The 23,726-nt window shown below is 46.0% G+C and carries 18 protein-coding genes and 1 pseudogene; 10 read left to right on the forward strand and 9 right to left on the reverse strand.

Annotated features, from left to right (window positions below; all coding sequences use genetic code 11):
• Window positions 1–114: 114 nt before the first annotated feature.
• The 6 genes from EJ063_RS01345 to EJ063_RS01370 all read right to left on the reverse strand — a co-directional run bounded on the left by EJ063_RS01345 (window position 115) and on the right by EJ063_RS01370 (window position 6,760).
• Window positions 115–1,323 carry an acetyl-CoA C-acetyltransferase gene (locus EJ063_RS01345; protein ID WP_126572212.1) on the reverse strand — a complete coding sequence of 403 codons (1,209 nt, stop codon included), beginning with the start codon at window positions 1,321–1,323 and terminating at the stop codon, window positions 115–117.
• Window position 1,324: 1 nt separating this feature from the next.
• Window positions 1,325–2,059: a beta-ketoacyl-ACP reductase gene (locus EJ063_RS01350; RefSeq protein WP_126572213.1), complete on the reverse strand. Its 735-nt coding sequence runs from the start codon at window positions 2,057–2,059 to the stop codon at window positions 1,325–1,327.
• 65 nt (window positions 2,060–2,124) lie between these two features.
• Window positions 2,125–3,699, reverse strand: coding sequence for an acyl CoA:acetate/3-ketoacid CoA transferase (locus EJ063_RS01355; RefSeq protein ID WP_126572214.1), 1,575 nt, complete (start codon window positions 3,697–3,699; stop codon window positions 2,125–2,127).
• 117 nt (window positions 3,700–3,816) lie between these two features.
• Window positions 3,817–4,749, reverse strand: a complete 933-nt coding sequence (locus tag EJ063_RS01360; RefSeq protein ID WP_126572215.1) for a LysR family transcriptional regulator — start codon at window positions 4,747–4,749, stop codon at window positions 3,817–3,819.
• Complete coding sequence (locus tag EJ063_RS01365; RefSeq protein ID WP_126572216.1) at window positions 4,749–5,378, reverse strand: response regulator; 630 nt, start codon at window positions 5,376–5,378, stop codon at window positions 4,749–4,751. Before EJ063_RS01365 ends, EJ063_RS01360 begins: the two co-directional genes overlap by 1 nt.
• Window positions 5,375–6,760 carry a cache domain-containing protein gene (locus EJ063_RS01370; RefSeq protein ID WP_126572217.1) on the reverse strand — a complete coding sequence of 462 codons (1,386 nt, stop codon included), beginning with the start codon at window positions 6,758–6,760 and terminating at the stop codon, window positions 5,375–5,377. Before EJ063_RS01370 ends, EJ063_RS01365 begins: the two co-directional genes overlap by 4 nt.
• Window positions 6,761–6,972: 212 nt before the next feature.
• Between EJ063_RS01370 and EJ063_RS01375 the strand changes: the two genes are divergently transcribed.
• The 3 genes from EJ063_RS01375 (at window position 6,973) to EJ063_RS01385 (ending at window position 10,039) form a co-directional block, all read left to right on the forward strand.
• Window positions 6,973–8,046 (forward strand): TRAP transporter substrate-binding protein, encoded by a 1,074-nt coding sequence (locus tag EJ063_RS01375; RefSeq protein WP_126572218.1) that lies wholly within the window; start codon window positions 6,973–6,975, stop codon window positions 8,044–8,046.
• Between the two features lie 63 nt (window positions 8,047–8,109).
• On the forward strand, window positions 8,110–8,664 hold the full coding sequence (locus EJ063_RS01380) for a TRAP transporter small permease subunit (protein ID WP_126572219.1): 555 nt from the start codon (window positions 8,110–8,112) through the stop codon (window positions 8,662–8,664).
• Window positions 8,654–10,039, forward strand: a complete 1,386-nt coding sequence (locus tag EJ063_RS01385) for a TRAP transporter large permease (protein WP_126572220.1) — start codon at window positions 8,654–8,656, stop codon at window positions 10,037–10,039. Before EJ063_RS01380 ends, EJ063_RS01385 begins: the two co-directional genes overlap by 11 nt.
• 104 nt (window positions 10,040–10,143) lie before the next feature.
• Here EJ063_RS01385 and EJ063_RS01390 read toward each other — a convergent pair whose 3' ends face one another.
• On the reverse strand, window positions 10,144–12,990 hold the full coding sequence (locus EJ063_RS01390; protein ID WP_126572221.1) for an HD-GYP domain-containing protein: 2,847 nt from the start codon (window positions 12,988–12,990) through the stop codon (window positions 10,144–10,146).
• A gap of 188 nt (window positions 12,991–13,178) precedes the next feature.
• Here EJ063_RS01390 and EJ063_RS01395 point away from each other — a divergent pair, with 188 nt between their 5' ends.
• Together EJ063_RS01395 and EJ063_RS01400 are read left to right on the forward strand one after the other, a co-directional pair.
• Complete coding sequence (locus EJ063_RS01395; protein WP_126572222.1) at window positions 13,179–13,685, forward strand: magnesium transporter; 507 nt, start codon at window positions 13,179–13,181, stop codon at window positions 13,683–13,685.
• A 3-nt stretch (window positions 13,686–13,688) separates the two neighbouring features.
• Window positions 13,689–14,720 carry an HlyD family secretion protein gene (locus EJ063_RS01400; protein WP_126572223.1) on the forward strand — a complete coding sequence of 344 codons (1,032 nt, stop codon included), beginning with the start codon at window positions 13,689–13,691 and terminating at the stop codon, window positions 14,718–14,720.
• Window positions 14,721–14,755: 35 nt separating this feature from the next.
• Here the strand turns inward: EJ063_RS01400 and EJ063_RS01405 are convergent, their stop codons facing one another.
• The gene (locus EJ063_RS01405; protein WP_126572224.1) at window positions 14,756–15,589 is read right to left on the reverse strand and encodes a LysR family transcriptional regulator; all 834 of its coding nucleotides are present in this window, start codon (window positions 15,587–15,589) and stop codon (window positions 14,756–14,758) included.
• 181 nt (window positions 15,590–15,770) lie between these two features.
• Between EJ063_RS01405 and EJ063_RS01410 the strand changes: the two genes are divergently transcribed.
• The gene (locus EJ063_RS01410) at window positions 15,771–16,715 is read left to right on the forward strand and encodes an endonuclease/exonuclease/phosphatase family protein (RefSeq protein WP_126572225.1); all 945 of its coding nucleotides are present in this window, start codon (window positions 15,771–15,773) and stop codon (window positions 16,713–16,715) included.
• Window positions 16,716–16,742: 27 nt separating this feature from the next.
• Here the strand turns inward: EJ063_RS01410 and EJ063_RS01415 are convergent, their stop codons facing one another.
• Window positions 16,743–17,642, reverse strand: coding sequence for a LysR family transcriptional regulator (locus EJ063_RS01415; protein ID WP_126572226.1), 900 nt, complete (start codon window positions 17,640–17,642; stop codon window positions 16,743–16,745).
• A gap of 150 nt (window positions 17,643–17,792) precedes the next feature.
• Here EJ063_RS01415 and lldD point away from each other — a divergent pair, with 150 nt between their 5' ends.
• The 4 genes and pseudogenes from lldD to EJ063_RS01435 all read left to right on the forward strand — a co-directional run bounded on the left by lldD (window position 17,793) and on the right by EJ063_RS01435 (window position 23,705).
• The gene (lldD, locus tag EJ063_RS01420; RefSeq protein WP_126572227.1) at window positions 17,793–18,929 is read left to right on the forward strand and encodes an FMN-dependent L-lactate dehydrogenase LldD; all 1,137 of its coding nucleotides are present in this window, start codon (window positions 17,793–17,795) and stop codon (window positions 18,927–18,929) included.
• Between the two features lie 121 nt (window positions 18,930–19,050).
• Entirely contained in the window at window positions 19,051–21,888 is a 2,838-nt protein-coding gene (locus EJ063_RS01425) for an FAD-binding and (Fe-S)-binding domain-containing protein (protein WP_439333263.1), read from the forward strand.
• Between the two features lie 264 nt (window positions 21,889–22,152).
• Window positions 22,153–22,305, forward strand: a pseudogene (locus EJ063_RS01430) (transcriptional regulator); the annotation flags it as partial.
• Entirely contained in the window at window positions 22,302–23,705 is a 1,404-nt protein-coding gene (locus tag EJ063_RS01435) for a hypothetical protein (RefSeq protein WP_126572228.1), read from the forward strand. The pseudogene EJ063_RS01430 and the gene EJ063_RS01435, both read left to right, overlap by 4 nt.
• Window positions 23,706–23,726: the final 21 nt, after the last annotated feature.

Raw genomic sequence — 23,726 nt, forward strand, 5'->3', positions numbered from 1 at the left:
GATAGGTAAACCTCCTCGAAAACTTTGATGCATTTCGATGTGTAGCTATCAATTCTGTCGTTGGTTTAAGCCACAAAGCAATTGCCATTAGCCAAGTAGCTCGCCTTTTTATTTTTAAACTCGCCTGACGATGATCGCCGTACCCATTCCGCCACCAATACACAAAGAGGCTAAACCTAGCTGAGTCTTTGAGCGAATAAGTTCGTAAATCAAGCTGGTGAGGATTCGCCCTCCGGAAGCCCCTATCGGATGACCAAGCGCAATTGCTCCGCCATTAACGTTGGTTCTGTCAGCAAACCAGTTTTCTGACAATTGATGCTGCTTAGCCAAGCCTTTTATGACACCTAACGCTTGTGCGGCAAAGGCTTCATTAAGCTCTAAGCGTTCAATATCACCCAACGTCAGCCCTGAACGTTCAAGTGCTTGCCCAACTGCTGGAATCGGACCTAAGCCCATCACATCAGGCTCTACGCCACCTTGCCCTGTTGCCAGCACCTCAATTAGCGGTGTTAATTGATATTGTTCTACCGCTTGCGCACTAGCTAAGACAAGCGCCACCGCGCCATCATTGATGCCTGACGCGTTGCCCGCGGTGACACTGCCAGAACGTTCAAACGCAGATTTCAGACTTGCCAATGCTTCCAGTGATGCGTCGAACCTTGGATGCTCATCAACCGCAAACTCGGACACACCTTTTCGAGTCTTGATGCTGATCGGGACGATTTCATCTTCAAAACGCTGCTGCTCTATCGCCGTTTGCGCTCTATGTTGGCTTGTTAGCGCAAACTGATCTTGTTCTTCGCGACTAATCTGGTATTGCTTGACGACGTTCTCTGCGGTGATCCCCATATGAAAATCACCAAACGCATCGGTGAGTCCGTCTTTGAGCAGCGAGTCAACCATCGCCATATCGCCTAGTTTGTTGCCTTGGCGAGATTTCCCACTCACCACAAACGGCGCATTACTCATGCTTTCCATACCTGCTGCAACCACCAGATTCGCATCACCAGACTTAATCGCATTAATACCATTGAGCACAGTTTTCATACCGCTGCCACAAATCATATTCAGCGTATAAGCAGGCACCGTTGCCGGTATACCAGCATGAATAGACGCTTGCCTGCCCACCCCTTGACCTTGTCCTGCACCCAGCACATTACCTGCGATAACTTCATCAACCCAATCTGGTTCGACATTGGCTTGTTTAAGCGCAGCTTTGATTGATTCAGCGCCCAGTTCGACGGCAGAAACAGAACTTAAACTGCCAAGAAAAGAGCCAATTGCGGTTCGTTTCGCCGCGACAATATATACTTTCTGAGTCATCTTAAAGCACCAGTCCACCGTCTATCTTGAGCACTTGGCCAGTAATAAAACTCGCCTTGTCGCTGGCTAAAAACTCAACCCCATTGGTAATATCTTCCGGTGTGCCCATTCGGCCTAGTGGCGTTTTGGCTCTCATTAAATCGAGCACTTTTTCAGGTAGATTCTCAGTCATTGGCGTTGCGACAAACCCCGGAGCTACACAGTTTGCCCGCACTTGAGCACCTTTGCGGGCAAACTCTTTAGCCCAGCCCTTGGTCATCGCAATCACACCACCTTTGGTCGCAGCGTAGTTACTTTGGCCGATATTGCCGTCCGTCCCTACCACCGAAGACATGGTTACGATTGAGCCTGCGTTGTTTTCCATCATGATAGGCGCAATGGCTTGAGTAAGGTTAAAGACCCCTTTTAGGTTGACGTTGATCACCGCATCCCACTCATCTTCTGTCATTTTCTCGATAAGGGCATCACGGGTAATGCCTGCATTATTTACCAAGACATCGACACGGCTATAGTCTGCTTGAACCTGCTCCACCAGCTCAGAGACCGCTTGGCGATCGCAAATGTTCATCACGACTGGCGTGACATTATTAACGCCTTCATAAGCAGCGCACAATGCTTGCTCATTCATGTCTAAGGCATAAACCATCAGCGCACCTTGGCTAGCAAATCGTTCAACAATCGCTTTACCTATTCCTTGAGCTGCACCAGTGACGATGCACACTTTATTCTCAAACATTTCTCTATCCTTTTTGTGTATGACTGCTTCACTAAACTGACAAGTTATGAGTAATTGACGGACACCTAGTCTGTGTCTCTGTTAATAGTAAGTTGAAAATTAGGCTGGTATATGGCGTTATCCATAACCTTTAATGACGGGCTGATGACAGGCACAAAGGCCATTTGATCCAGCACGTCTTTGTGTAGATCTATCCCAGGGGCAATTTCAATCAGCTCAAGGCCCTGCTTGGTCAAGCGAAACACCGCTCGCTCGGTAATGTAGAGAACTGGCGTCCCTTTGCTCATCGCTTGCTTAGCGCTGAAGGTTATTTGTTCAACGTGGCTGATGAATTTGTGCTGCTTCCCTTCAGTGACGATCTCTAGCTCACCGCCTTGTACATCAATCTGCAATCCTTGCGCGGTAAACGTGCCACAGAACACCACTTGTTTGGCGTTTTGGGTGATGTTGATAAACCCGCCACAGCCAGCAATTTTGCTACCAAAACGGGAGACATTGATATCACCTTTCGCGTCACACTGAGCCAAACCGAGAAATGCTTGATCGACGCCGCCACCATCATAGAAATCAAACATCTGATCTTGACCAATAATGGCTTGAGGTAAGCGAGAAGCGCCGAAATCGAGGCCACTTTGCGGCGTGCCGCCAATCGCGCCGGGCTCAACCGTTAAAATAAACTCGTCTAACACCCCTGCTTCACGAGCCACTTCAGAAATGTACTCTGGCGCGCCAATACCTAAATTAAGAATCGACCCAGCTTTAAGTTCCATCGCCGCTCTGCGCGCAATTATGGTTTTGGCATTCAGTGATGAACGCTCTTGTGCAATAGATTTAGTGACAGCGTCACTCGATGTGATCCCAACAAACTCAGGGTTCATCACCGTAGCAAAGGTCTGCATATGTTCTTGGATGTCTTCACACTCGACTACTGCATCAACGAAAATACCCGGTATCTTCACTGCATGTGGATCTAGCGTGCCGCTTTCAACAATCTGCTTAACTTGCACTATCACTCGGCCGCCATTGTTCTTCGCAGCCTGTGCCGCAGCTAGGCTTTCCACCGTTAAGCACTCATCTTCCATGGTAATGTTGCCGTCTTGGTCTGCGGTTGTACCGCGCAAGACCGCTACAGTGACGGGTAGCTTGTGGTAAAACAGGTGTTCTTCACCGAGCAGCTCTACGACTTCCACCCACTCTTTGTCGGTAACAGCATTGATTTTTCCGCCCTCAATGCGCGGATCGACAAACGTACCTAAGCCAACTTTGCTCAGCGTCCCAAGCTTGCCAGCCGCGGTGTCTCTAAGAAGGTGAGAGATAATGCCTTGAGGAAGATTATAGCCTTGGATGAGATTATCGTTCGCCAGTTGCTGCAGCTTAGGCACGAGCCCCCAATGACCACCAATGGTGCACTTTACTAACCCTTGATGAGCCAAATGATTGATCGCTCGCCCTTTACCATCTCCTTGGCCTGCGGCGAATATCAACGTTAAATCACGGGGAGTTTGAGTTTGGCTAAAGCGCTCACCAATCGCACGTTCTATCGCTTCGGGAACCACGCTGCCAATAAATCCACCGAGTAGAACGGCATCGCCATCATTAATCCAATTTGCTGCCTGCTCCGGCGTTAACTTCGCTACCACTGCACTCTTCCTTGATTGCTTGTTATTCGTTCTTAATGCAGCTTAGTTGCAGATTCGCCGAATGTTAATTGCACAAATGTAGATTGTGAATTTCATAATAGGAATAATCGTAATGAATCAGGCGTTCAGTGCTGCAACACGTTCAACTAGGTACTGCTTGAAACCACTGCAGCGTTCAGGCATTGGCGAGCGAGGACGGTAGAACATATCAACATCGAAACTGGCGCATTGATAGTTGGCCATAATTTGGCAAAGCTCACCAGACTCCAGTGCAGAATGGACAAGTGAATGGGGTAAGTAAGCGACACCTGCGTGCTCTAGCGCCAAATCGAGCAACATTTCACTGTTATCACACTCTAACGTGTCTTGGATGGTGACGATCTCAGACTCCCCTTGATGCTCAAAACACCAACGATTACCGCTGAGTAAGGTTTTCGCGTAAAGACAGCGGTGCTGTTTGAGCTGCTCCGGATTAACTGGCTCACCGTATTGTTTGATGTACTCTGGCGATGCACATAAATAGAGCGTTTCACGCAACAGGCGCTTTCTGACTAATAAGGAGTCGATGTCACGCTCACCTTCATAACTGGCACTGGCTCGAAAAGCAAAGTCGATGGTCAGCGGATCAAACTCTCCCGCTTCAATGAAGATACGAAAATTAACCTTAGGGTGCTTTTGCATATATTCAGCGACAATCTTGGTCAGATACTGACGTGCGAACAGCGGCGTGGATGAGATTCGGATTTCGCCTTGCTGCTCTTCAGCTAAGTTTTGTACCTCTTCACACAGACTATTGATGTCTGGCAAAAGCGGCGCAAATCGATCATAGAGTAACTGGCCTGCTTGGGTCGCCACCAATTGACGCGTGCTACGTTTGATCAGTTCGACTGACAAAGCCTCTTCTAGCTCTTTTACCCAGCGGCTTCCGGCAGCGGGTGATAGCCCTTGTTGAATTGATGCTTCTCGAAACGAACCACTTCGGACCACCGCGCAAAAGAAGACGATCTTATCAAGAATGGGTTGTCGGCTAGAAAGCAGATTCTTAGACATTAGGTCACCAAACCCTTTTGTAACGCTAACTTAACCAGCGCTGCGGTCGACGTTGCGCCGAGCTTCTTCTTGATTCTTAAGCGATGAGTTTCAACAGTACGAACACTGATATGCAGCGAATCAGCAATCTCTTTGTTGCATGCACCATTAGCAATCGCCTTAAGAACATCCGACTCACGCTTAGATAAGGTGTCATCCTTTTCTTCTGGCGCTTCGTTGATCTGCTCAAGCAGTCGATCTGAGGCTTGTGGACACAAATAAGATCGACCTTGCGCGACTTGGTTAATCGCCATAACCAGCTCTTCTGAGCCGACATCTTTTAGCACATAACCTTTTGCGCCTGCTTTAACCGAGCGAACCACATAGTCGCGACTATCATGCATCGAGAGCATAATGACTGACGTGGCAGAGCTGGTTTTCGCTAGCTGTTCCAACACTTCAATCCCATTAAGGTTGGGCATGTTGATGTCGAGTAGCAGTACATCGGGTTTTAGCTCCAGTGTCGCTTCTAAGGCTTCAGTGCCCGTACCGACACAGGTAACAATATCTAAGTTATCTTCACGCTCTAATCGCGATTTTAGCCCGTCTTGCATTAGGCGGTGGTCATCCGCCAATATCAATCTAATCATACAAACTCCATGTTTAAGCTCACGCGTACTTCCGTTCCTTCACCCTGCTCACTGGTGACGCTAAACGTTCCGCCAATCGCTTGAATTCGTTCTTTCATATTTTGCAGCCCCATATGATCTAAATGCGCGCTGCTGTTTTTCTTCGACTTCAATTGCTTGGCAGGAATACCAACACCATCATCACTAATGGTTAAGATCAGCATTTGTCCTTCACGCTGCATAATCACATCTACACCCTGAGCATTGGCGTGCTTTTCCACATTATGAAGTGCTTCTTGTACTACTCGATAAAGTGTCGTTTCTACTTGCGGTAAAAACTCAAGCCCTTCTATATCATGCTCAAACACCAGCTCCATTTGAACTCGATCTCTCAATTCATTGATATAAGTTTCAATACCTGCGACCAACCCCAAATCATCCAGTTGTGGTGGTCGTAAATCACGTGAAATCCGCCGAACCTCGACAATGGCGTGTTCCATCGCGTTCTTACTCGCATCAAGCTCAAATCGTTTCTTCTCTTCATCTTGCTCTTTAGTGACATTGTCTAAGCGATACTTGGCCGCAACCAATAGTTGGTTAACGCCATCATGCAGCTCTCTGGATACGCGGCGACGTTCGTTCTCTTGCGAGTCGATGATCTGTTGATTCAATACACTCAGTTGTTGGTTGGCTAAACGCCTAACATTCAGGTTGAGCGAAGCGCCCAGCCCTGCAATAACAGTCACTGCGACAAACATCAGCCCAAACAATGCGGTACTGGTTTTGCCAATATTCTGATCAAAGCCACTCTCCATATGGTCGACTTGGCGCTCAATATCATCAAGGTAGACTCCGGTACCCACCATCCACTGCCATTTATCTAATGAGATTGCGTAGCTCAGCTTCGGCAACGGTTCTTTTTTTGAGGGCTTATGCCAAAGATAGTCAACAAAGCCGCCGCCTTCTCTACCTGCTTGAATCAATTCTTGGAGCAGTTTTTTGCCTTGGACATCTTCTACATGCCACCAATTCTTTCCTATGCGATCTTTTTGATATGGCAGCACCAGCGCATCACCTTCCCATGTATAAGCAAAGAAATACCCGTCGCTGCCATACGTGAGCTGGCTCAATTTTTCGATAACAATTTGCTTAGCAAGCTCGGGGGTTAGGGATTCATCTGAGTAGTAAGGCTCGATACTTTTGACTGCCATTTCTACGTACTGCTTTAATTCTTGCTTTTTCACCGCCAGCACATTGTTTCTTGTCAGCGAAACCTGATCTTCAACTAATTGTTTTGCCTGACTAAATAGAATGCTCGCAACAATCGAGACCACAATAATAAGTGGCACGATCGACAACAATATTATATTTACCGTCAGTCGTCGGTTGCTTACAAATCCCATATTCCCATCCATACGAGTACGTAGTTTTACTGAAAGATCGTGCGGAAAATTGCCTTTTCTACGGATTAAATTTGCGCAATTTTGCCAATAGAGCGCAATAAATCTCCTATCTACACTTAGCGTCAAATGTAACATCGCATTAACATAAATAAATGCGCGGCGTTCACATTTACCAAGATCGACATGGAACATAGTCAAACAAGGAGAACACCATGAACCTTAAGAAAGCTGCCATTGCCTCTGCGCTTGCTATCGCTGCTACGGGTCTATCAGTTTCGGCTCATGCCGCTGACAAGAAGATATTGCTTAAGACCCCTATCGCTTTCGGTAGCCACTTACCTGCATTAGGTACACCGATTCAATGGTACGCCGACCACATCACCAAGACTTCTGGTGGCACCATCAAAATGAAAATCTACGAGCCGGGTAAACTGGTTAGCCCTGCCGAGATCCTTGATGCAGTATCGACAGGTAAGGTGAACTCCGGTTATTCAACGGCTGGCTACTGGCAAGGTAAGTTACCTGCATCTGCCCTATTCTCTGCGGTTCCTTTTGGCCCAGAAGCGGGTGAATACATGGCGTGGCTGTTCTTTGGTAACGGTCTGAAGCTGTACCAACAAATGTATGACGAAGGTGGCTACAACGTAAAAGTGGTCCCTTGTGCAATCATTTCGCCTGAAACCTCTGGTTGGTTCCGTAAACCAATCGAAAAGCCTGAAGATCTTAAAGGTCTCAACATGCGCTTCTTTGGCCTTGGCGCATCGGTTATGGAAAAACTGGGCGTAGGTACGGTTCAGCTACCGGGCGGCGAGATCTTTGGCGCACTTGAGAAAGGCGCGATTGATGCTTCTGAGTTCTCTCAACCAGCTATCGACCAGCGTTTGGGCTTCCACAAAGTGGCGAAGTACAACTACTTCCCTGGTTGGCACCAACAATCGACCGTGTTTGAGCTGCTCATCAACAAAGATACTTGGGGCAAGATGAGTGATGCTCAGCAAGCGGCAGTAGAAACCACTTGTATGGCAACCATGACTTACTCGATTGCCGAAGGTGAAGCGCTGCAATACTCAGCAATGGAAAAAGCCAAAGAGAACGGCGTTGAGATCCGTTACTGGAACGAAGAAATGCTAAGCCTGTTCGAAAATACCTGGCTTGAAGTTGTGGAAGAGAAGAAAACCGAAGACCCATTCTTCAACAAGGTGTGGGATGACTTAAGCCAGTTCCGTAAAGGTTATGCGCTTTGGTCTGCGAACGGTTTCTTACCGCGTGAAACGCAAAATCAATAATCCTATGTGAATTGGACCTGTTGGCCGGCAGTGTTGTCGGCCATTGGTTGTAAGGAGTTGCCAATGAGCAAGGTACTTTATTCTACCCCCACTTATCCTCTCTATTTTCATATAGAACGAGCAATCACCAGTGCTAGCCGCTTTCTCGCGTGGACCAATCTAGCCTTAGTCTTAGTGATCATTATCCAAGTCGTGCTGCGCAAAGTCTTTGCCAACGGACAAATCACACTAGAAGAGCTGCAATGGCACCTTTACGCCACAGCGGTCATGTTTGGTACCGCTTATGCGCAAGTGAACAATTTGCACGTTCGTGTCGATATCTTCTATCACAAGTTTTCAGAGCGTAAAAAAGCCCTCGTCGACCTATTCGGCTTGTCTTTATTAGCGATTCCATTTGTTGTTGTAGTGATCCTCCATTCCTATGACTTCGCGTATGAATCTTGGCGCGTGAATGAAAGCTCAGCTTCCCCTTCAGGCTTGCCTTATCGCTGGCTAATTAAGAGCGTCATCCCTTTGAGTTTCTGCCTATTGCTCCTGTCGATGGTGGCCAGAATCTTACGTAACATCGAAACCTTATTTAAAGGCGCCACATCTCAAGGAGAGCATCATGGAAGCTAATGAGTGGATCGTGATTGCCATGTTTGGCTCTTTTATTTTGCTGCTGTTTACTGGTATTCCTGTTGCCTACGTTTTAGGCGGTATTGGGGTTGTCTTTGCGGCGGTTGGTTATTTTGCTGATATCTACTTAGATACCTTTACCGGATTGGATTACACCAGCTTGGGCTTAGTCGTTAACCGTATCTATAAGATCATGGATAACTGGATTTTGGTCGCGCTGCCGATGTTTATCTTTATGGGTAACATGCTCGATAAGTCTGGTATTGCTGAGAAGATGATGTCATCAATGCAGGCACTGTTTGGTAAGGTTCATGGCGGTTTAGCGATTACCGTTATGGCGATCGGTATTATTCTCGCCGCTTCGACTGGCATTATCGGCGCGTCTGTCGTGCTCCTTACCGTGATGTCTCTTCCGAGTATGATGCGTCAAGGTTACCACTTACCGCTTGCACTCGGCACGGTCGCCTCTGCGGGTACACTTGGTATTCTTCTGCCGCCATCGATCATGCTGGTTATCATGGCCGATCAGCTTGGCTTATCGGTTGGTGATTTGTTTATGGGCGCGATTATGCCCGGACTATTGCTAGGCAGCTTGTACATTCTGTATATCTTGATTGTCGGCAAAATGAACCCAAGCAAAGCGCCAGTTCCTGAAGATGTTCAGCCTGTTGAATGGGGTTTGATCCTGCAAGTATTCAAAGACATTACCCCGACTGTAATGCTGATTTTCTGCGTGCTTGGTTCTATCTTCGCAGGCGTTGCAACGCCAACGGAAGCGTCTGGTATTGGTGCGATGGGCGCAACGCTACTCGCGGCCTACAACAAAAAGCTCAACCTTAAAGTGCTTAAAGAGGTCTTACTCTCTTCGTATGGTACAACCGCATATATCTTTATGATCTTCCTTGGCGCATCTTGCTTTGCCTTGGTACTGCGTGAGCTAGGCGGCGATGAGCTGATAGAATCATTCCTTACCAGCTTGCCATTTGGCCCGTACGGCATCATCGCCTTTATCTTGCTGATTGTGTTTTTGCTCGGCTTCTTCTTAGATTGGATTGAGATTACGCTTATCGCCCTACCGCTTTTGGCACCTGTTATCTCTAGTCTAGGCATTGAACTTGATGGTCATGGCGTGGTCGATAATCCAAGCTTGGTGTGGTTTGTGATGCTGGTTGCCATGGCGCTACAAACTAGCTTTTTGACTCCACCTGTTGGCTTTGCCTTGTTCTACTTAAAAGGCGTCTGCCCAGACGGTGTCGCACTCAAAGATATTTACCGCGGCGTGATTCCGTTTATCTTAATCCAGCTAACCGCACTTATCTGTTTGGTGATGTGGCCTCAGCTAGTGCTGTGGTTCCCAAGTGTCGCATATGGTTAAAACTTATCCAGTACACATAGCTATTAATAAGGTGTCGATTCTTTGATATGTTGCCCTAAGCCTATATAGCTTAGGGCTAATTTTTTCTATCTTTGAAAGAGTCATTATGCCAAATACGACTTGATATCGACCTCATCTATTTGCTCTTGAGTCATGTATTCTTGAGCGAACTTTCTGTACACACCAGAGCTTAGAAGTAACTTAAACAAATCCCCATCTAAATGACCATCTTTGACCATAAAGCTCATAATCTGAATCGTCTCCGACAAAGTTTTCGCTTTTTTGTACGGTCTATCATTAGCGGTTAACGCCTCAAACACATCAGCAATCGCAATGACTCTAGCGGTCAATGGCATTTCATTCCCCTTTAATCCTAGCGGATACCCTTGCCCGGTAATCTTCTCATGGTGACCACCAGCGATTTTAGCGACATTACGCATGTGCTGAGGAAATGGTAAAGACTCCAAAATCTTAATGGTCTGTATGATGTGGTCATTAATGATGAACCGATCCTCTTCAGTTAATGTCCCACGTCTTATTGATAAGTTATACAGCTCACCGAGATTGGCTTGGTACTTAGTCGGTTTTAATGTAAAGCGTTCCTCATCATTTGGCTCTGATTGCCAATCAATTAGATGCTCTTCCCCATCGTGCAGTAGGGTTTCGAATACTGGTAGTGTTTCATCACTATGATATCGATTACCCTCTTGCCATGAGATCCCAATTCGTTTACTTAGCGTTCTCGTCCACGTTTGTTGGGCGATATTGTTCAGCCGTTCAAGTACTTCGTCACTGACAAACTCCCCACCGAGGTTAAGTTCAGCGATAAATGCAAAGTCCTCATCAATCTGTTTAAGACGTGAAGCGAGCGCCTCAGTCTCTTGTTCAGGCAATAGACCAAACTGACTTTTGTAAACTTCTAATTCCGCATCACGTTTTAGCACTTCAAATCGCATACGCACTTCATGAATACGGTCATAAAGTGTTTCCAGCTTGGTTGATTTATCGACGATGTGATCAGGCGTGGTTATCTTCCCGCAATCGTGCAACCAACTCGCCATTTTTAGCTCTTCCCACTGCTTTTCGTTTAAACTGAAATTATGAAACGGTGCATCGCTAGACGTTTGTGCCGCTTCAGTTAACCACTGCGTAATAATCGGGACTCGTTGACAATGATGGCCAGTGAACGGGGATTTTTTATCAAGAGAGCCCGCAATCACCTGAATAAACGAATCAAGTAATGCTTTTTGTCCGTCCATCATATTGTGGGTTTCAATCGTGACGGAAGTGAAGCCAAGTAATGTATCTAGATACTCCTCATACTGTTTGTATTTACACGCAGCAACATCACCATCATAAAGAAGACCAAATGACCCAATAACGCTACCTGAACGATCTTTTAGAGGAATGCAGACAATTTGCCCTGCGTTTTGCTCATCCCATTCAATATTCAACTTATGCAAGTCACCGACATCAAAAATCGCACTCTTCTTGGCAATAAACAGCTCATGCATAACCCGTTTTGCCTCAGAAGCAAGAACCGGCCTTGCGATGGTCTCCGCTTCTTTCGCTCCTTCCCACCACACAAACTCCGGGACAAGAGACTTAGATGGGATATCAAGTAAATAGAGAAATACACCGTTTGCCTCTACGGCAGAGGCAGTATCTCGGCAGACCAGTTCCAAAATGTCATTAAGATTTTCTTTGTGAGAAATATTGTGAGTTAATGAGATAAATCGGCTAATGGTCGACTGAGTGGCTACCTGAGCGTGGTTCAATTCATGAATCTCTCTGATATAACTGTTCGGTAGCGAACTAGAATCGAAATTGAACCCCTCGATATCTTTCGCTTTTTGTGTTGCGCGTTTAATTGGCTTCGATATATACGTCGAGACCATATAGATGACCGGTAAAGTAAGCAGCAATATCAATAACGAGCTATACAAGGTTTGCTGCTGAATCAGTTGTCCATCGTTAAACAACGCAGATGCTTTTGCCGCCATTAACAAGTGAACTTTCTGTTTATTAGGCGACTCCAGCGTTACGATTCGACCAAACCAACGTTCACCGTTGTATGTGAATAAACCAAGGGTCCCCTCCTGTTGGTGATGGGTGACAGCATGAGAGATGACGGACTCATCTAAAAGGTCGATCGTAAACGCCTGTTTCTCATGACCGATTTTTACCGAGGTGCCACTGCTCGCATACACTTGACCAAAACCGTTGTAAAGAACACGCAGTGAAGTGTTGTTGGTTAGGGTTTTGTCTAACGAGAGACTCAAATCTTTGAGTGCGACGGTAGCGCTAATAATGATGCCATGTTTGCTTTTTCTATAGATATTTACACCGAGCTCTTCGGTTTCTGGAATAATAGTCGGCGTAGAAATGACATTGCTTTTATTTGTCGCTTTGGTAAACCAATCATAACTTTTAAAAAGAACCGCTTTGCTTGGGTCTATCTCGGCAATGGTTTCTAGCGCCTGATTGAGCGCCACAATCTCCACTTTCCCCGCAATGTGATGAGTGACGATAAAACGCGCTTTCGATGGAATCCCAAGCCGCTGCGCTGTGGCCGTCCCTCTGACACTTGTCACAGAGAAGAAATCCCCTGAAGGGTAATAGAAAGCATAAGAGCTAATGTGCTTGAACTGCGTCAAAAGGTGAGCGACTTGAGGCATGCTTTCTTCGCGTTCCTGCTGGGTATTACTGTTGAGGTTGTGACTTTCAGCGAATACGCCCAAAGCAGCAAGCGCAGTGTTATAGTGCCCTTTCAATTGATACTGAGTCTCTGCTGCTATGCGATCAAACAACTTGCTGTTTGCCTCAAAGCTCAATTCAGACAACCCTTTATTCGACAGCCAAATCTGCATACCCGATGTGAGCACGACGACAGCAATAATTATCGTGGTGAGGTGAACGTGAATCGGTAGGCCGTAGCGTTTGTATTGCATTCAATTCCTTAGAGATTTTTCTTTATGCTTCAAGGTTAGCCTGTTTTGTGATGTGTTGCTGCGCTACTAATGAGACTTGTTTCAAATGCCCCACCTAAACGGCTTAAACAATATGGAATTTCGACTATTCCAAATTTACATTCATCGAGTTGTATTCTGTTGGTAAAGAAAATAACGAGGATGAATGAATGTCGATGAAACCCACGCTCCCATTGCCGCAACAAGGTGCGCAGGCTAAATCGCGAAGGATTGCTTACACCCTATTCTCATACCTAGTGAAATGGTCTATCGCTGCGGTTGTACTGGTCAGCGCATCTGTTCTCCTTTCCACTCTAGGAACCGTTCATGGTAAAGATCTCCCTGAAGAGTATTTTTCCAACGGCTACCCAGCCATTCTGACTCTTCTCGATTCTGAAGTGTTCATGGGCTTTATCTTCTTTGTCACAGTCGCCATTTTGATTTATGTCGTCTATTTAATGTGGCAATTGCACGAAGTGGCGGTTCATCAAGCGGCGAAAATGTCGAGCGCTCATACCCAAATCGTTTTTGCTCTATCACTTTGTGGCCTGTTTATCGACAAAACTTGGTGGGTTCTGGCCATCATCATTGCGTTTGCACGTTGGGATGTGTTGGCAAATGAAATCTCAAACATCATACGAGCTGGCCGCCAACCCTTAGCGCAGAAGGAGGACTAAACAATGAAAGAGATCATGCTCCCTTATGTTTTCCTATGCTGGTTGTTGGTAAAAACTGGCGTTGTTCGTTGGACACTTAAAAATGCCGTCATCATTGTTGGAACAGGCGTGCTCTTGGCCCTCGCCCTATTTACGGCTCACCGTTTTTGGTCACCGGCTGATTTAACCGACAGTACCACAGTAAAAGCGCCTCACGCGGTTCTCAGCCCACTGCTTGGTCAAGAGGTTGAACAAGTCTTCGTTGAGCATAACCAAATAGTCCAAGAAGGCGACCTAATTTACACCCTGAGAAGCGAAGACAGTGCATCACAAATTGAAGGCTTAAATGCTCAGAAAAAAGCCGGTCACGCCGAGATCCTAGCGTTAACGCATCAAATGGATAACGATAAGAAACAACTTGATCGATTAACCAAGCTCAACGATTTTGCGCAAGAGTCACAGCGTGATGATTTACGTACTCGAATCGAGTCAACCGATGCAAAGATTGCCGCTGTAAACGCTCAGATACTCAGTATTGACGCACAAATCGCCACCGCTGTTTGGCAAAATGAAAGACGTGAAGTTCGTGCGCCATTTGATGGTCAGCTTTCTATCACCAATATTGTTCAAGGCACTCGTGTAGGTAACATGCACCTGTACGATACCAATAAGAAGTTCGTTGAAATGCGTATTGCCGATCAAACCTATCGCAACATCGAGATTGGTCAGTTTGCGGAGTTCTATGTTGATGCGTATCCAGGCGAGATTTTCCGCGGTCGCGTTCACAGCTTAACGACAGGTACCGGTGAAGCACGAGTCTCTGTCATCAACGGGTCTCAGCATGTTCGTCAGCACGTTGGGAATAACACAGGCAGTCACGGGCGAACTATTGTGATTGAGTTTGAAGAGCCTGAAGGTTACAACGTGCCAATCGGCGCAACGGGCTCTGGTTGGGTTTCAGCGAAGAAGCCACACAGCGCGCTCGGGTTTATGGATATCATTGGTGCAGCAACGGTGAGATTAAAAGCGTATAAGTCTTATCTCTCTGCCCTATAAACCCAATACTAAGCGCCCAATTAAGGGCGCTTACTTTATGGTTCGTTTCGCGTCTCTTTCTGTAACTTACTTTGGGCAATATGCTCATCCACAATTGGCGTGATTAATCCCATCAACCACTTTTGCTTTTCTGCCAACCTAAGTGACGCTTTGCAAATCAGTGCCATGTCTAAGTTCAATGGTGATAAGCGTTTCTCATCGTAGTAAGGCTCGTACCGCAGGGTAAAAAAGTCATCCATTAACTGATTAATCAGGTGCACACTATCGACAATCACTCCGGCTTCCAAATCAGGCTCTAACGTTTTGAAATGATCTTGATGTTCATTAATCCCCGAGATAATGAACTTCACATACTCCCCATCGCGATTACCTTCAAAATAGCCGCCACCACTGTGTATTTTTCGCTGATAGAAACTTTGCGGCTTATCGGTTAGAACATGCAGTCCCAAATCCACCTCTTCTTCCAGAATCAGCCTTTCACTGTGTTCACTCCACTGCCTGAGTTCAATCACGGCATCAGTCTGAGCACGAATCGCTTTGATGAGTGATTTACCAATTTCCACCAGGTAAGGTTCAACGACATGAAGCGTCATTTTGGTTAGATCAGCAGGGTTAAATTCAACCGGTACTAGCGCAAGGTCAAGCTGATCCAACGCTCCTTTAATTTTTGGCTCAATCGATTTTGCGTAGTCGGTTGGAACTAAACCCGATGCATCACGCACGAACAGAGGATCACCTAACTCCTCACGCAGTTGAGACAACACTTTCGACACGTAAGATTGAGAACGCCCCAACTTTTGCGCGGCCCGTTGAGTCGAGTTCGTTTGCATCAAGGATATAAAAACGTGCAATGCGTTTAAGTCATGCATAGTGAGCACCAGAAAAGTCAGTATTAGGCTAATCTATCGAAGAACCCGCTTGAAACCAACCGAACGACCATAATTTGTTGAGGTTTTTCATGTAGATTGGCTAGGCGCAGAAGGCAATGTGTTGCCAGTCGCTCAGATTTGGTTACACTTGCCAAGACAACACCGATATATCGAGAACACCTTGCTCACAGATAAAACGCTCACCTTTGCAACTGCCAATCTATTTAACTTTATTGCGCCACCTGATGCGTTCTATGAGTTCAATAACATCTATGAAGAAGAAGCGTGGCTTGGTAAATGCCAATGGACAGCGGATCAGCTATCAACCTTAAATGCTGACATTGTTGGCTTGCAGGAAGTGTTCAGCATTGGTCAGGCTAGAAGCCTCTGTGAACAATTAGGTTACCCCCATTTTGTGACGGTTGAACAGCCCCACGTAGAAAGTGATTACATTTACTCAAAACCGGTGGTGGCGATTGCCTCTAAATATCCAATTACTCATGTTCAAAAAGTCACACCGCCTATCGAACAGTGCCAAGGTTACCCGAACACTCTTCCCGAGTTTAGTCGTCACCCTATTCACGTCATCATTGATGTTCCCGAACTCGGTGAATTCTCTGTCTACGTTTGCCACTTGAAGTCTCAGCGTCCAACAGAAGGTGATCATCCAGATCTGGATAACCCAATATTGGGCAGTTGGCTTTCGAGTCAACAAAGGGGCTGGGAAGCGGTGATGCTGCGCTTATTTATGGAAGCAGCATACAAAAAGGCCCCAAAGCCCACGGTATTACTTGGGGATATGAACCAAGCGATTTCCAGTGATACGACCGGCTACTTGGTTAAGCAGGTACGCCAGCAAGAATCTGGCCTGATATTAAAAGACAGTTGGGACTTGTTTGATGCATCTGAGCAATCTCGACCAGCGACCCATTATCACTTTGCTAACGGCAACGTACTCGATTATGTGTTGATGTCGCAAGAGTTTCATACGGACAGCGATGTCTCTATGGCTGACATCGTTCGCTACCAAACTTTAGATTCACACCTGATTAATCCCATTTATGAGCGAGACAAGTTCGCAAGCGATCATGCCTTTGTAGCAGTGACGGCACGCTTTGTTTTATAGACCAAAACAATACAGCTTAAGGATGCGTTAAAAATAATGGGAGATAGCTAAGTAACGTGTACGTATATGTTCTATCAACAGTTTTACTTTGTTCGGCGGCTGACGAGTAAACGGATAAACGGCGTAGATGCCAAGCTTTTTGCCCACTAGCTCAGGAAACAGATCCACCAGCTGCCCATTGCGAATATCATGGTAAACCAAACAGCGCGGTACATAGGCTATGCCATGCCCACCTAGTGCCGCTTTTCTTAGGGCCGTAGCGTTGTCTGTTGAGAAAGATCCCGACACTCGCACAATGTCATTCCCATCCTTACTTTTAAATTCCCATTCACTGGCTCCGGTGGTTTGGTAGGCATATTGCAAGCAGTTATGTTGGGTGAGATCTTCGGGAACGAGAGGTTTTCCATGACGTGCTATATAAGCTGGAGAAGCGCACACCACCCACTGTGAATCTAGGATATGCCGAGCAATAAGACTCGAATCTTCAAGGTAGCCGGTTCGAATCACCAAGTCATAACCCCCTTCCACCAAATCGACAAAGCGGTTATCTAGCGACATATCAACGCTCAATCCAGGGTGGGTATTACAGAACTCCGCAACTGCATCTGCCAAGATCAAATCACCCGATATGGTGGGAACCGACATTTTGATGTGGCCGCTAATATTCTCGCCAAAGCCAGAAACCGCCTCTCTCGCTTCGAGTGCCGCTTGTGTCACATTTTTAGCGCCGTGGGTCAGCGCCTTGCCTGCCTCAGTCAAGGTCAATTTACGCGTTGTTCGATATAATAGCTGAACACCCAGCTCCTCTTCTAATCGAGCAATTCGCTTACTAACTACCGAATTTGTAAGGCTATTTGCCTCAGCCACTTTACTGAAGCTGCCCATTTCCACGACCTGAGAAAATAGGATTAAATCATCTGCACGCATAGATTATGTCATTTTTGGAATTAATCATTTTCATTATTTCCCTATATCAATAAAAACGAAAGGGTTAAATTAACCTCAAGTTAACATATTCATCACAAAGCAAGCTCGACGCACTGGTGAACCCATCACGCTATTAATAGGAATGACTTTATGATTATCTCTGCCCCAACAGACTACCGCAAAGCAGCAAAATCAAAATTGCCTCCATTTCTATTCCAATACATTGACGGTGGTTCATACAGTGAGCATACATTACGACGAAACACGCAAGACTTAGCTGAAATCGCACTCAAACAACGTGTGTTGAACGACATGTCAACGCTCTCGCTAGAAACTCAGCTCTTTGGCGAGCACATGGCACTGCCAATTGCACTCTCTCCTGTCGGGCTGACTGGTATGTACGCACGTCGTGGTGAAGTTCAGGCAGCAAAAGCGGCCGATAACAAAGGCTTGCCATTTACGATGTCTACTGTCTCTGTCTGCCCTATTGAGGAAGTGGCGCCAACCATTAAACGTCCAATGTGGTTCCAGCTCTATGTGTTAAGAGACCGTGGTTTTATGAAGAACGTTTTAGAACGTGCCAAAGCCGCTGGCGTAACCACACTGGTTTTCACCGTCGATATGCCGGTGCCGGGTGCTCGTTATCGCGATAGGCATTCTGGTATGAGTGGGCCTAATGCGGCGGCGCGCCGTGTGTTACAAGCGATGCGTCACCCACAATGGGCATTTGATGTTGGACTATTTGGTCAACCTCACGACCTTGGCAACATCTCGACTTACCGTGGTGAACCAACCAAGCTAGAAGATTACATTGGCTGGTTAGGGGAAAACTTTGACCCTTCAATCAGTTGGAAAGATCTAGAGTGGATTAGAGATTTTTGGGATGGCCCGATGGTCATCAAAGGTATTTTGGATGTTGAAGATGCGAAAGATGCGGTCAAATTTGGTGCAGATGGCATCGTGGTATCTAATCACGGTGGCCGCCAACTAGATGGCGTCATGTCTTCTGCCAAAGCACTACCTGCGATTGCTGATGCTGTCAAAGGGGATATGAAAATCTTGGTCGATTCCGGTATCCGCTCAGGCTTAGATGTGGTTCGAATGCTCGCGTTAGGGGCCGATTGTGCCATGCTTGGTCGTTCTTTCATTTATGCACTTGCAGCTCAAGGTCAAACGGGTGTCGAACACCTCCTCGACCTATATGAAAAAGAAATGCGTGTTGCGATGACGTTATGCGGCGCAAAAACCATTCAGGATCTAAACCGAGACTCACTCGTCAACATCTAGTGGATTAATTTAATGGGTGTCACGGCTTTTCTTTACCAGATGTGACACCTTTTACTCACGGACAATTCAATAAAACAATGAACAACAACTCATGTCCGTGACATCAGCACAAGGAAGAATGATGGCCAACGCAATTTCTAACGTCACCTATGAGCAGCTTGAAACCTTGCTTACTGTACAAATTGATCCCGAACGTATTATCACTCAAGAGGCAAAGCGCCTCGCCTATGGCACTGATGCGAGTTTTTATCGCTTGGTTCCAAAAATCGTCTTACGACTCAAAAGCCTCGACGAGGTTATTTACGCCATTCAAAGCTGTCGAGATCTCGGTGTGCATTTCACGTTCAGAGCCGCTGGCACTAGCCTTTCTGGCCAAGCTGTCTCTGATTCAGTATTGATTACCCTCACTGACGATTGGCGTGGCCATGAAATCGTTGAAGGCGGCAACAAGATCCTTCTTCAACCTGGTGTCATTGGTGCCGATGCCAATAAATACCTCGCTCCATTTAAACGCAAAATTGGCCCAGATCCAGCCTCAATCAATACATGTAAAATTGGCGGCATTGCAGCGAACAACGCCAGTGGTATGTGTTGTGGTACGGCCCAGAATACCTACCGAACCGTTGATAGCATCAAAGTCGTCTTTGCCGACGGCACTGTGCTAGACACTTCAAGTAAACAAAGCATTGACGCATTTAAGGTCACTCGCCCAGATATCTATCAAGGTTTAGAAGCTCTCGTTACTGAAACGCAGCAGAACCAAGCCCTGACGGAACGTATTCGTCACAAATACCGACTCAAAAATACCACTGGCTATGCGTTGAACGCATTGGTCGATTTCAGTGCTCCGATTGAGGTGTTAGAGCACCTGTTGATCGGTTCGGAAGGCACACTCGGCTTTATTGCTGAAATAACCTATAACACCGTCATTGAACATGAGTTTAAAGCCTCTTCCCTGTTAGTGTTTGCCGATATCGAAGAAGCAAGCCAAGCAGTGACAACGCTATCTAAGACCCCAGTTGCTGCGGTTGAACTGATGGATGGACGTGCGCTACGTTCTGTTGCGAATAAACCCGGTATGCCAGAGTTTATGCCGAGCTTAACTCTAGAGGCCGCAGCTCTATTGGTTGAGACACATGCAAGTTCAGAGCAAGTATTGAATGAGCAATGCGACACCATTATGAGCGCACTCGCTAACTATTCGATTATCGAATCGGTTCCCTTCACATTAGATGCGACGACTGTCGCCACTTTATGGGGGATTCGTAAAGGGATGTTCCCTGCCGTGGGTGCCGTACGAGAAGTTGGCACCACGGTAATCATTGAAGATGTGGCATTCCCCGTAGAAAACCTCGCCAATGGCGTGCGCGACCTCCAAGCCTTATTCGATAAGTATGATTACACCGAAGCGATCATTTTTGGCCACGCACTAGAAGGCAACCTGCACTTTGTCTTTACCCAAGGTTTTGACTCCCAAGATGAGATCAACCGTTATGGCGGATTCATGGATGACGTGGCTGATTTAGTTGCGGTTAAATATCAAGGCTCACTCAAAGCAGAACACGGCACTGGCCGAAATATGGCCCCTTATGTCGAACTTGAATGGGGCAAAGATGGCTATGTGTTAATGCAGAAGATCAAAAAGCTGTTTGATCCAGAAGGACTGCTTAACCCAGGCGTCATCATCAACGATAACCCTCATTCTCACATCCAAAATCTAAAACCCATGCCTGCCGCTGATGAGCTTGTTGATCGCTGCATTGAGTGTGGATTTTGTGAGCCTGTTTGTCCGTCTCGAACCCTTACGCTCTCCCCTAGGCAACGTATTGTTCTGTATCGTGAACTACAGCGCCGTAAAGCTGCTGGTGAAAATATCGAGGCCACCGAACTTGAAAGCGTGTTTGAATATCAGGGCATAGATACCTGCGCAGCAACGGGATTATGTGCAGCCCGATGCCCCGTAGGAATTAACACGGGAGATCTGGTTAAGCAGCTTCGTACCGCCAAGTACAAAAAGTTTACACCGATAGCAAGATGGACAGCCGATCATTTCTCGACCACGACAACAGTCACTCGTGCCTCCCTGAAAGCCAACCAATTGGCGGTAAAAGTGATTGGCGCAGCCGGAGTTTCCAAACTAACCAATGGTGTTCGTAAGCTAAGTAACAATAAGACGCCTGTATGGTTGCCAGAAACCCCTCAACCGAACGCTCACCAATTAGCACAGTCATTAGAGTTATTGGTGAAATCAGATAAAAAAGTGGTGTACGTACCCTCTTGTGCCTCTCGTACCATGGGACAACAAACGAGTGCCAGTGACCAGCGCAGCTTAACAGAGGTGACATTGTCACTAATTAAGAAAGCAGGATATGAAGTAATCATCCCTGAGGACATCAACGATCAATGTTGTGGCATGCCCTATGACAGCAAAGGCATGAATGACATCGCAAGCAATAAAGCGACACAACTGGAGACTGCGCTTTGGTTAGCCAGCTTTGAAGGCGAATATCCAATACTCATGGATACTAGCCCGTGCGCTAAACGCAGTATTGAACAATTTTCTAAACCACTAGAAGTGCTAGAGCCGACTGGTTTTGTCTCTAAATACTTATTGCCACACCTCGCCATCAACAAGCTCAATGAAACCGTCATGCTGCATGTGACCTGTAGCTCTCGCAAGATGGGACTTGAAAACACCATGTTAGATTTAGCTAACCAATGTGCGAGTAATGTGATCGTCCCTGAGCATATCGCCTGTTGTGGCTGGGCTGGCGATAAGGGCTTCACGACCCCAGAACTCAACGCTGCGGCCGTTCACCCACTTAAAGAACAAGTCCCTGCTGACTGCAAGCGTGGATTCAGTAACAGCCGAACCTGCGAAATTGGGCTCTCGCACCACAGTGGTGTACCCTATCAGTCGATACTGTATTTGGTTGATGAGGTGAGCAAGCCTTTGTAGTAAGTCTTTGTACAAGGTGCATATAGAACTACTTGATATGAACTTATAATGGTATGCTATAACGTATACGTTAATTTTTGGGTGTTAGGCTTTAAATTAGCACCCGACTTCACTTGGAACTATCTATCCCTCATGGAAGCTCGCCAATACTCTTTTCCCACTTCGATGAATGTCGAATGGAGCGAATCTATCGAAAAGTTAATGCCAACCACAATAACCAGGTCCAAAAGAATGTTAGCCAATACCTTTGACTTGGTTAAGTCCATTTTTGATATGGACGGATTACGCGCTCTAAATGAAATTCAACGGCCACCTGGTAAGAAACTGGCGATCAGCTTTAATGGCTCGACTCTAGCTGTTGAAGAAGATGAAGTAAGGGTGGTTGGGCGTGTGGCATTGGTTATGGAGAAGAAGTGATGGTTTCAATCACCCAAAGAGATAACTTAGAAGCTACTGCCAGAACACTAAGCAACGCTATAAATAATATTAACCACCCTAAGGACAAAACAACACCTGCTCCCTCTCAGGAGATTGCTAATCGTTTAGCCAGAGAAGCAAAAACAGTATTTGAGGTAATTGGTTACATCGGTGCTAACGACGGGCTTGAATCTTTATATAAGGCTTTGTCTGACGGTGAAAATGCTTGTCGAACAATTCAACATCTCCCAAAACTACCTCCGGATATACTTACGGCTATAAATTCCATAAGACGTGACCTACGTAGTGGGCTCAACGAGTTAAATGTCTATGTGAATCTTCAACAATTTCAAAATAAAGAAGAGAGTCGTTCATATTTCGACAAATCAAAAACCGAACTAGAGCAATTAATAACTTCAGTTCGTTCAGAGGCTGAAAAGTATTTAGATTATAAGCATGATATTCAGAAGTTAATAATTGACGCGCAGTCAGAACAGCAAACCATAAACAAACTAGTCACTGACTACCGTAAGAATATAGAAAATTTCTCAGAGCAAAGCCTATCTAATATTTCCCATAGAGCTGACATGATAAAAGATACTCTTCAAGATTATGGCTCAAGAACCCAGAGTGAACTAGCACAAGCTAGTGACAATATCATTCAAGAGCTGGAATCTAGATCTAATACTGTTGGCCAAGAAACAATCGAACGTATAAGAACGCAATCAGCAGAGCGAACAAAGACGTTTAACGATGTTGTGGATAGCCAAATTAATTCTATTTCAGAGCGAATAGATTCAGAAGTTAAAGAGTTTGAAACTAAGAAGACGGAAATAACAGAAATTCTTGGAGAAATCAGTACAGCTTACCAAGCGGGGGCTAACTCAAGACAAGCTGATAAAGAAGAGAGTGCTGCGAATAAATACCGTATAGCAGGGATCATCGGCCTAGTCGCTACAATTTTCTGTTCCATTTGGCTATTTAACGATTACATTCAATTCTTTGGCAAACCTGAGGGGACTATCACACCAATCGATGAGCTCGGTATTGGTTGGTTTGCTTTACGTTTCATGACAATTACACTACTCACCACTCCAAGCATATATATGCTCAAAGAAAGTGCAGCACACAGAAGTAAAGAAAATGTTTACCGTCAAAGGAGTACTCACCTTTCTAGCATCGGCGCTTATACTGACGAGCTGTCTGCACCAGAGAAAGCGCAGTTGAAGAAAGAACTGGCCGCTAACTTCTTTAGTCTCTATGACGGAAAGCCAGATACCAGTAACGTTCCTGACTTCATTAAGAATATGAATGAAGCAATAAAAATGGCACAAGCTATAAAGACGCCACGGGATCAAAGTTCATCATCCTCGAAAACAGAAACAACACCGAAACCCTAAGGACTGTTCGTGAAGCGCAGA

Source organism: Vibrio aquaticus, from assembly GCF_003970385.1.
GTDB lineage: Bacteria > Pseudomonadota > Gammaproteobacteria > Enterobacterales > Vibrionaceae > Vibrio > Vibrio aquaticus.

What these genes read in the sequence shown, in the direction of transcription:
- EJ063_RS01415 (WP_126572226.1), bottom strand. Translation starts at nt 17,642, where the DNA reads ATGCGTGCAGATGATTTAATCCTATTTTCTCAGGTCGTGGAAATGGGC.
- EJ063_RS01425 (WP_439333263.1), top strand. Translation starts at nt 19,051, where the DNA reads ATGGCCAACGCAATTTCTAACGTCACCTATGAGCAGCTTGAAACCTTG.
- lldD (WP_126572227.1), top strand. Translation starts at nt 17,793, where the DNA reads ATGATTATCTCTGCCCCAACAGACTACCGCAAAGCAGCAAAATCAAAA.
- EJ063_RS01385 (WP_126572220.1), top strand. Translation starts at nt 8,654, where the DNA reads ATGGAAGCTAATGAGTGGATCGTGATTGCCATGTTTGGCTCTTTTATT.
- EJ063_RS01345 (WP_126572212.1), bottom strand. Translation starts at nt 1,323, where the DNA reads ATGACTCAGAAAGTATATATTGTCGCGGCGAAACGAACCGCAATTGGC.
- EJ063_RS01350 (WP_126572213.1), bottom strand. Translation starts at nt 2,059, where the DNA reads ATGTTTGAGAATAAAGTGTGCATCGTCACTGGTGCAGCTCAAGGAATA.
- EJ063_RS01395 (WP_126572222.1), top strand. Translation starts at nt 13,179, where the DNA reads ATGTCGATGAAACCCACGCTCCCATTGCCGCAACAAGGTGCGCAGGCT.
- EJ063_RS01365 (WP_126572216.1), bottom strand. Translation starts at nt 5,378, where the DNA reads ATGATTAGATTGATATTGGCGGATGACCACCGCCTAATGCAAGACGGG.
- EJ063_RS01375 (WP_126572218.1), top strand. Translation starts at nt 6,973, where the DNA reads ATGAACCTTAAGAAAGCTGCCATTGCCTCTGCGCTTGCTATCGCTGCT.
- EJ063_RS01400 (WP_126572223.1), top strand. Translation starts at nt 13,689, where the DNA reads ATGAAAGAGATCATGCTCCCTTATGTTTTCCTATGCTGGTTGTTGGTA.
- EJ063_RS01370 (WP_126572217.1), bottom strand. Translation starts at nt 6,760, where the DNA reads ATGGGATTTGTAAGCAACCGACGACTGACGGTAAATATAATATTGTTG.
- EJ063_RS01405 (WP_126572224.1), bottom strand. Translation starts at nt 15,589, where the DNA reads ATGCATGACTTAAACGCATTGCACGTTTTTATATCCTTGATGCAAACG.
- EJ063_RS01360 (WP_126572215.1), bottom strand. Translation starts at nt 4,749, where the DNA reads ATGTCTAAGAATCTGCTTTCTAGCCGACAACCCATTCTTGATAAGATC.
- EJ063_RS01390 (WP_126572221.1), bottom strand. Translation starts at nt 12,990, where the DNA reads ATGCAATACAAACGCTACGGCCTACCGATTCACGTTCACCTCACCACG.
- EJ063_RS01380 (WP_126572219.1), top strand. Translation starts at nt 8,110, where the DNA reads ATGAGCAAGGTACTTTATTCTACCCCCACTTATCCTCTCTATTTTCAT.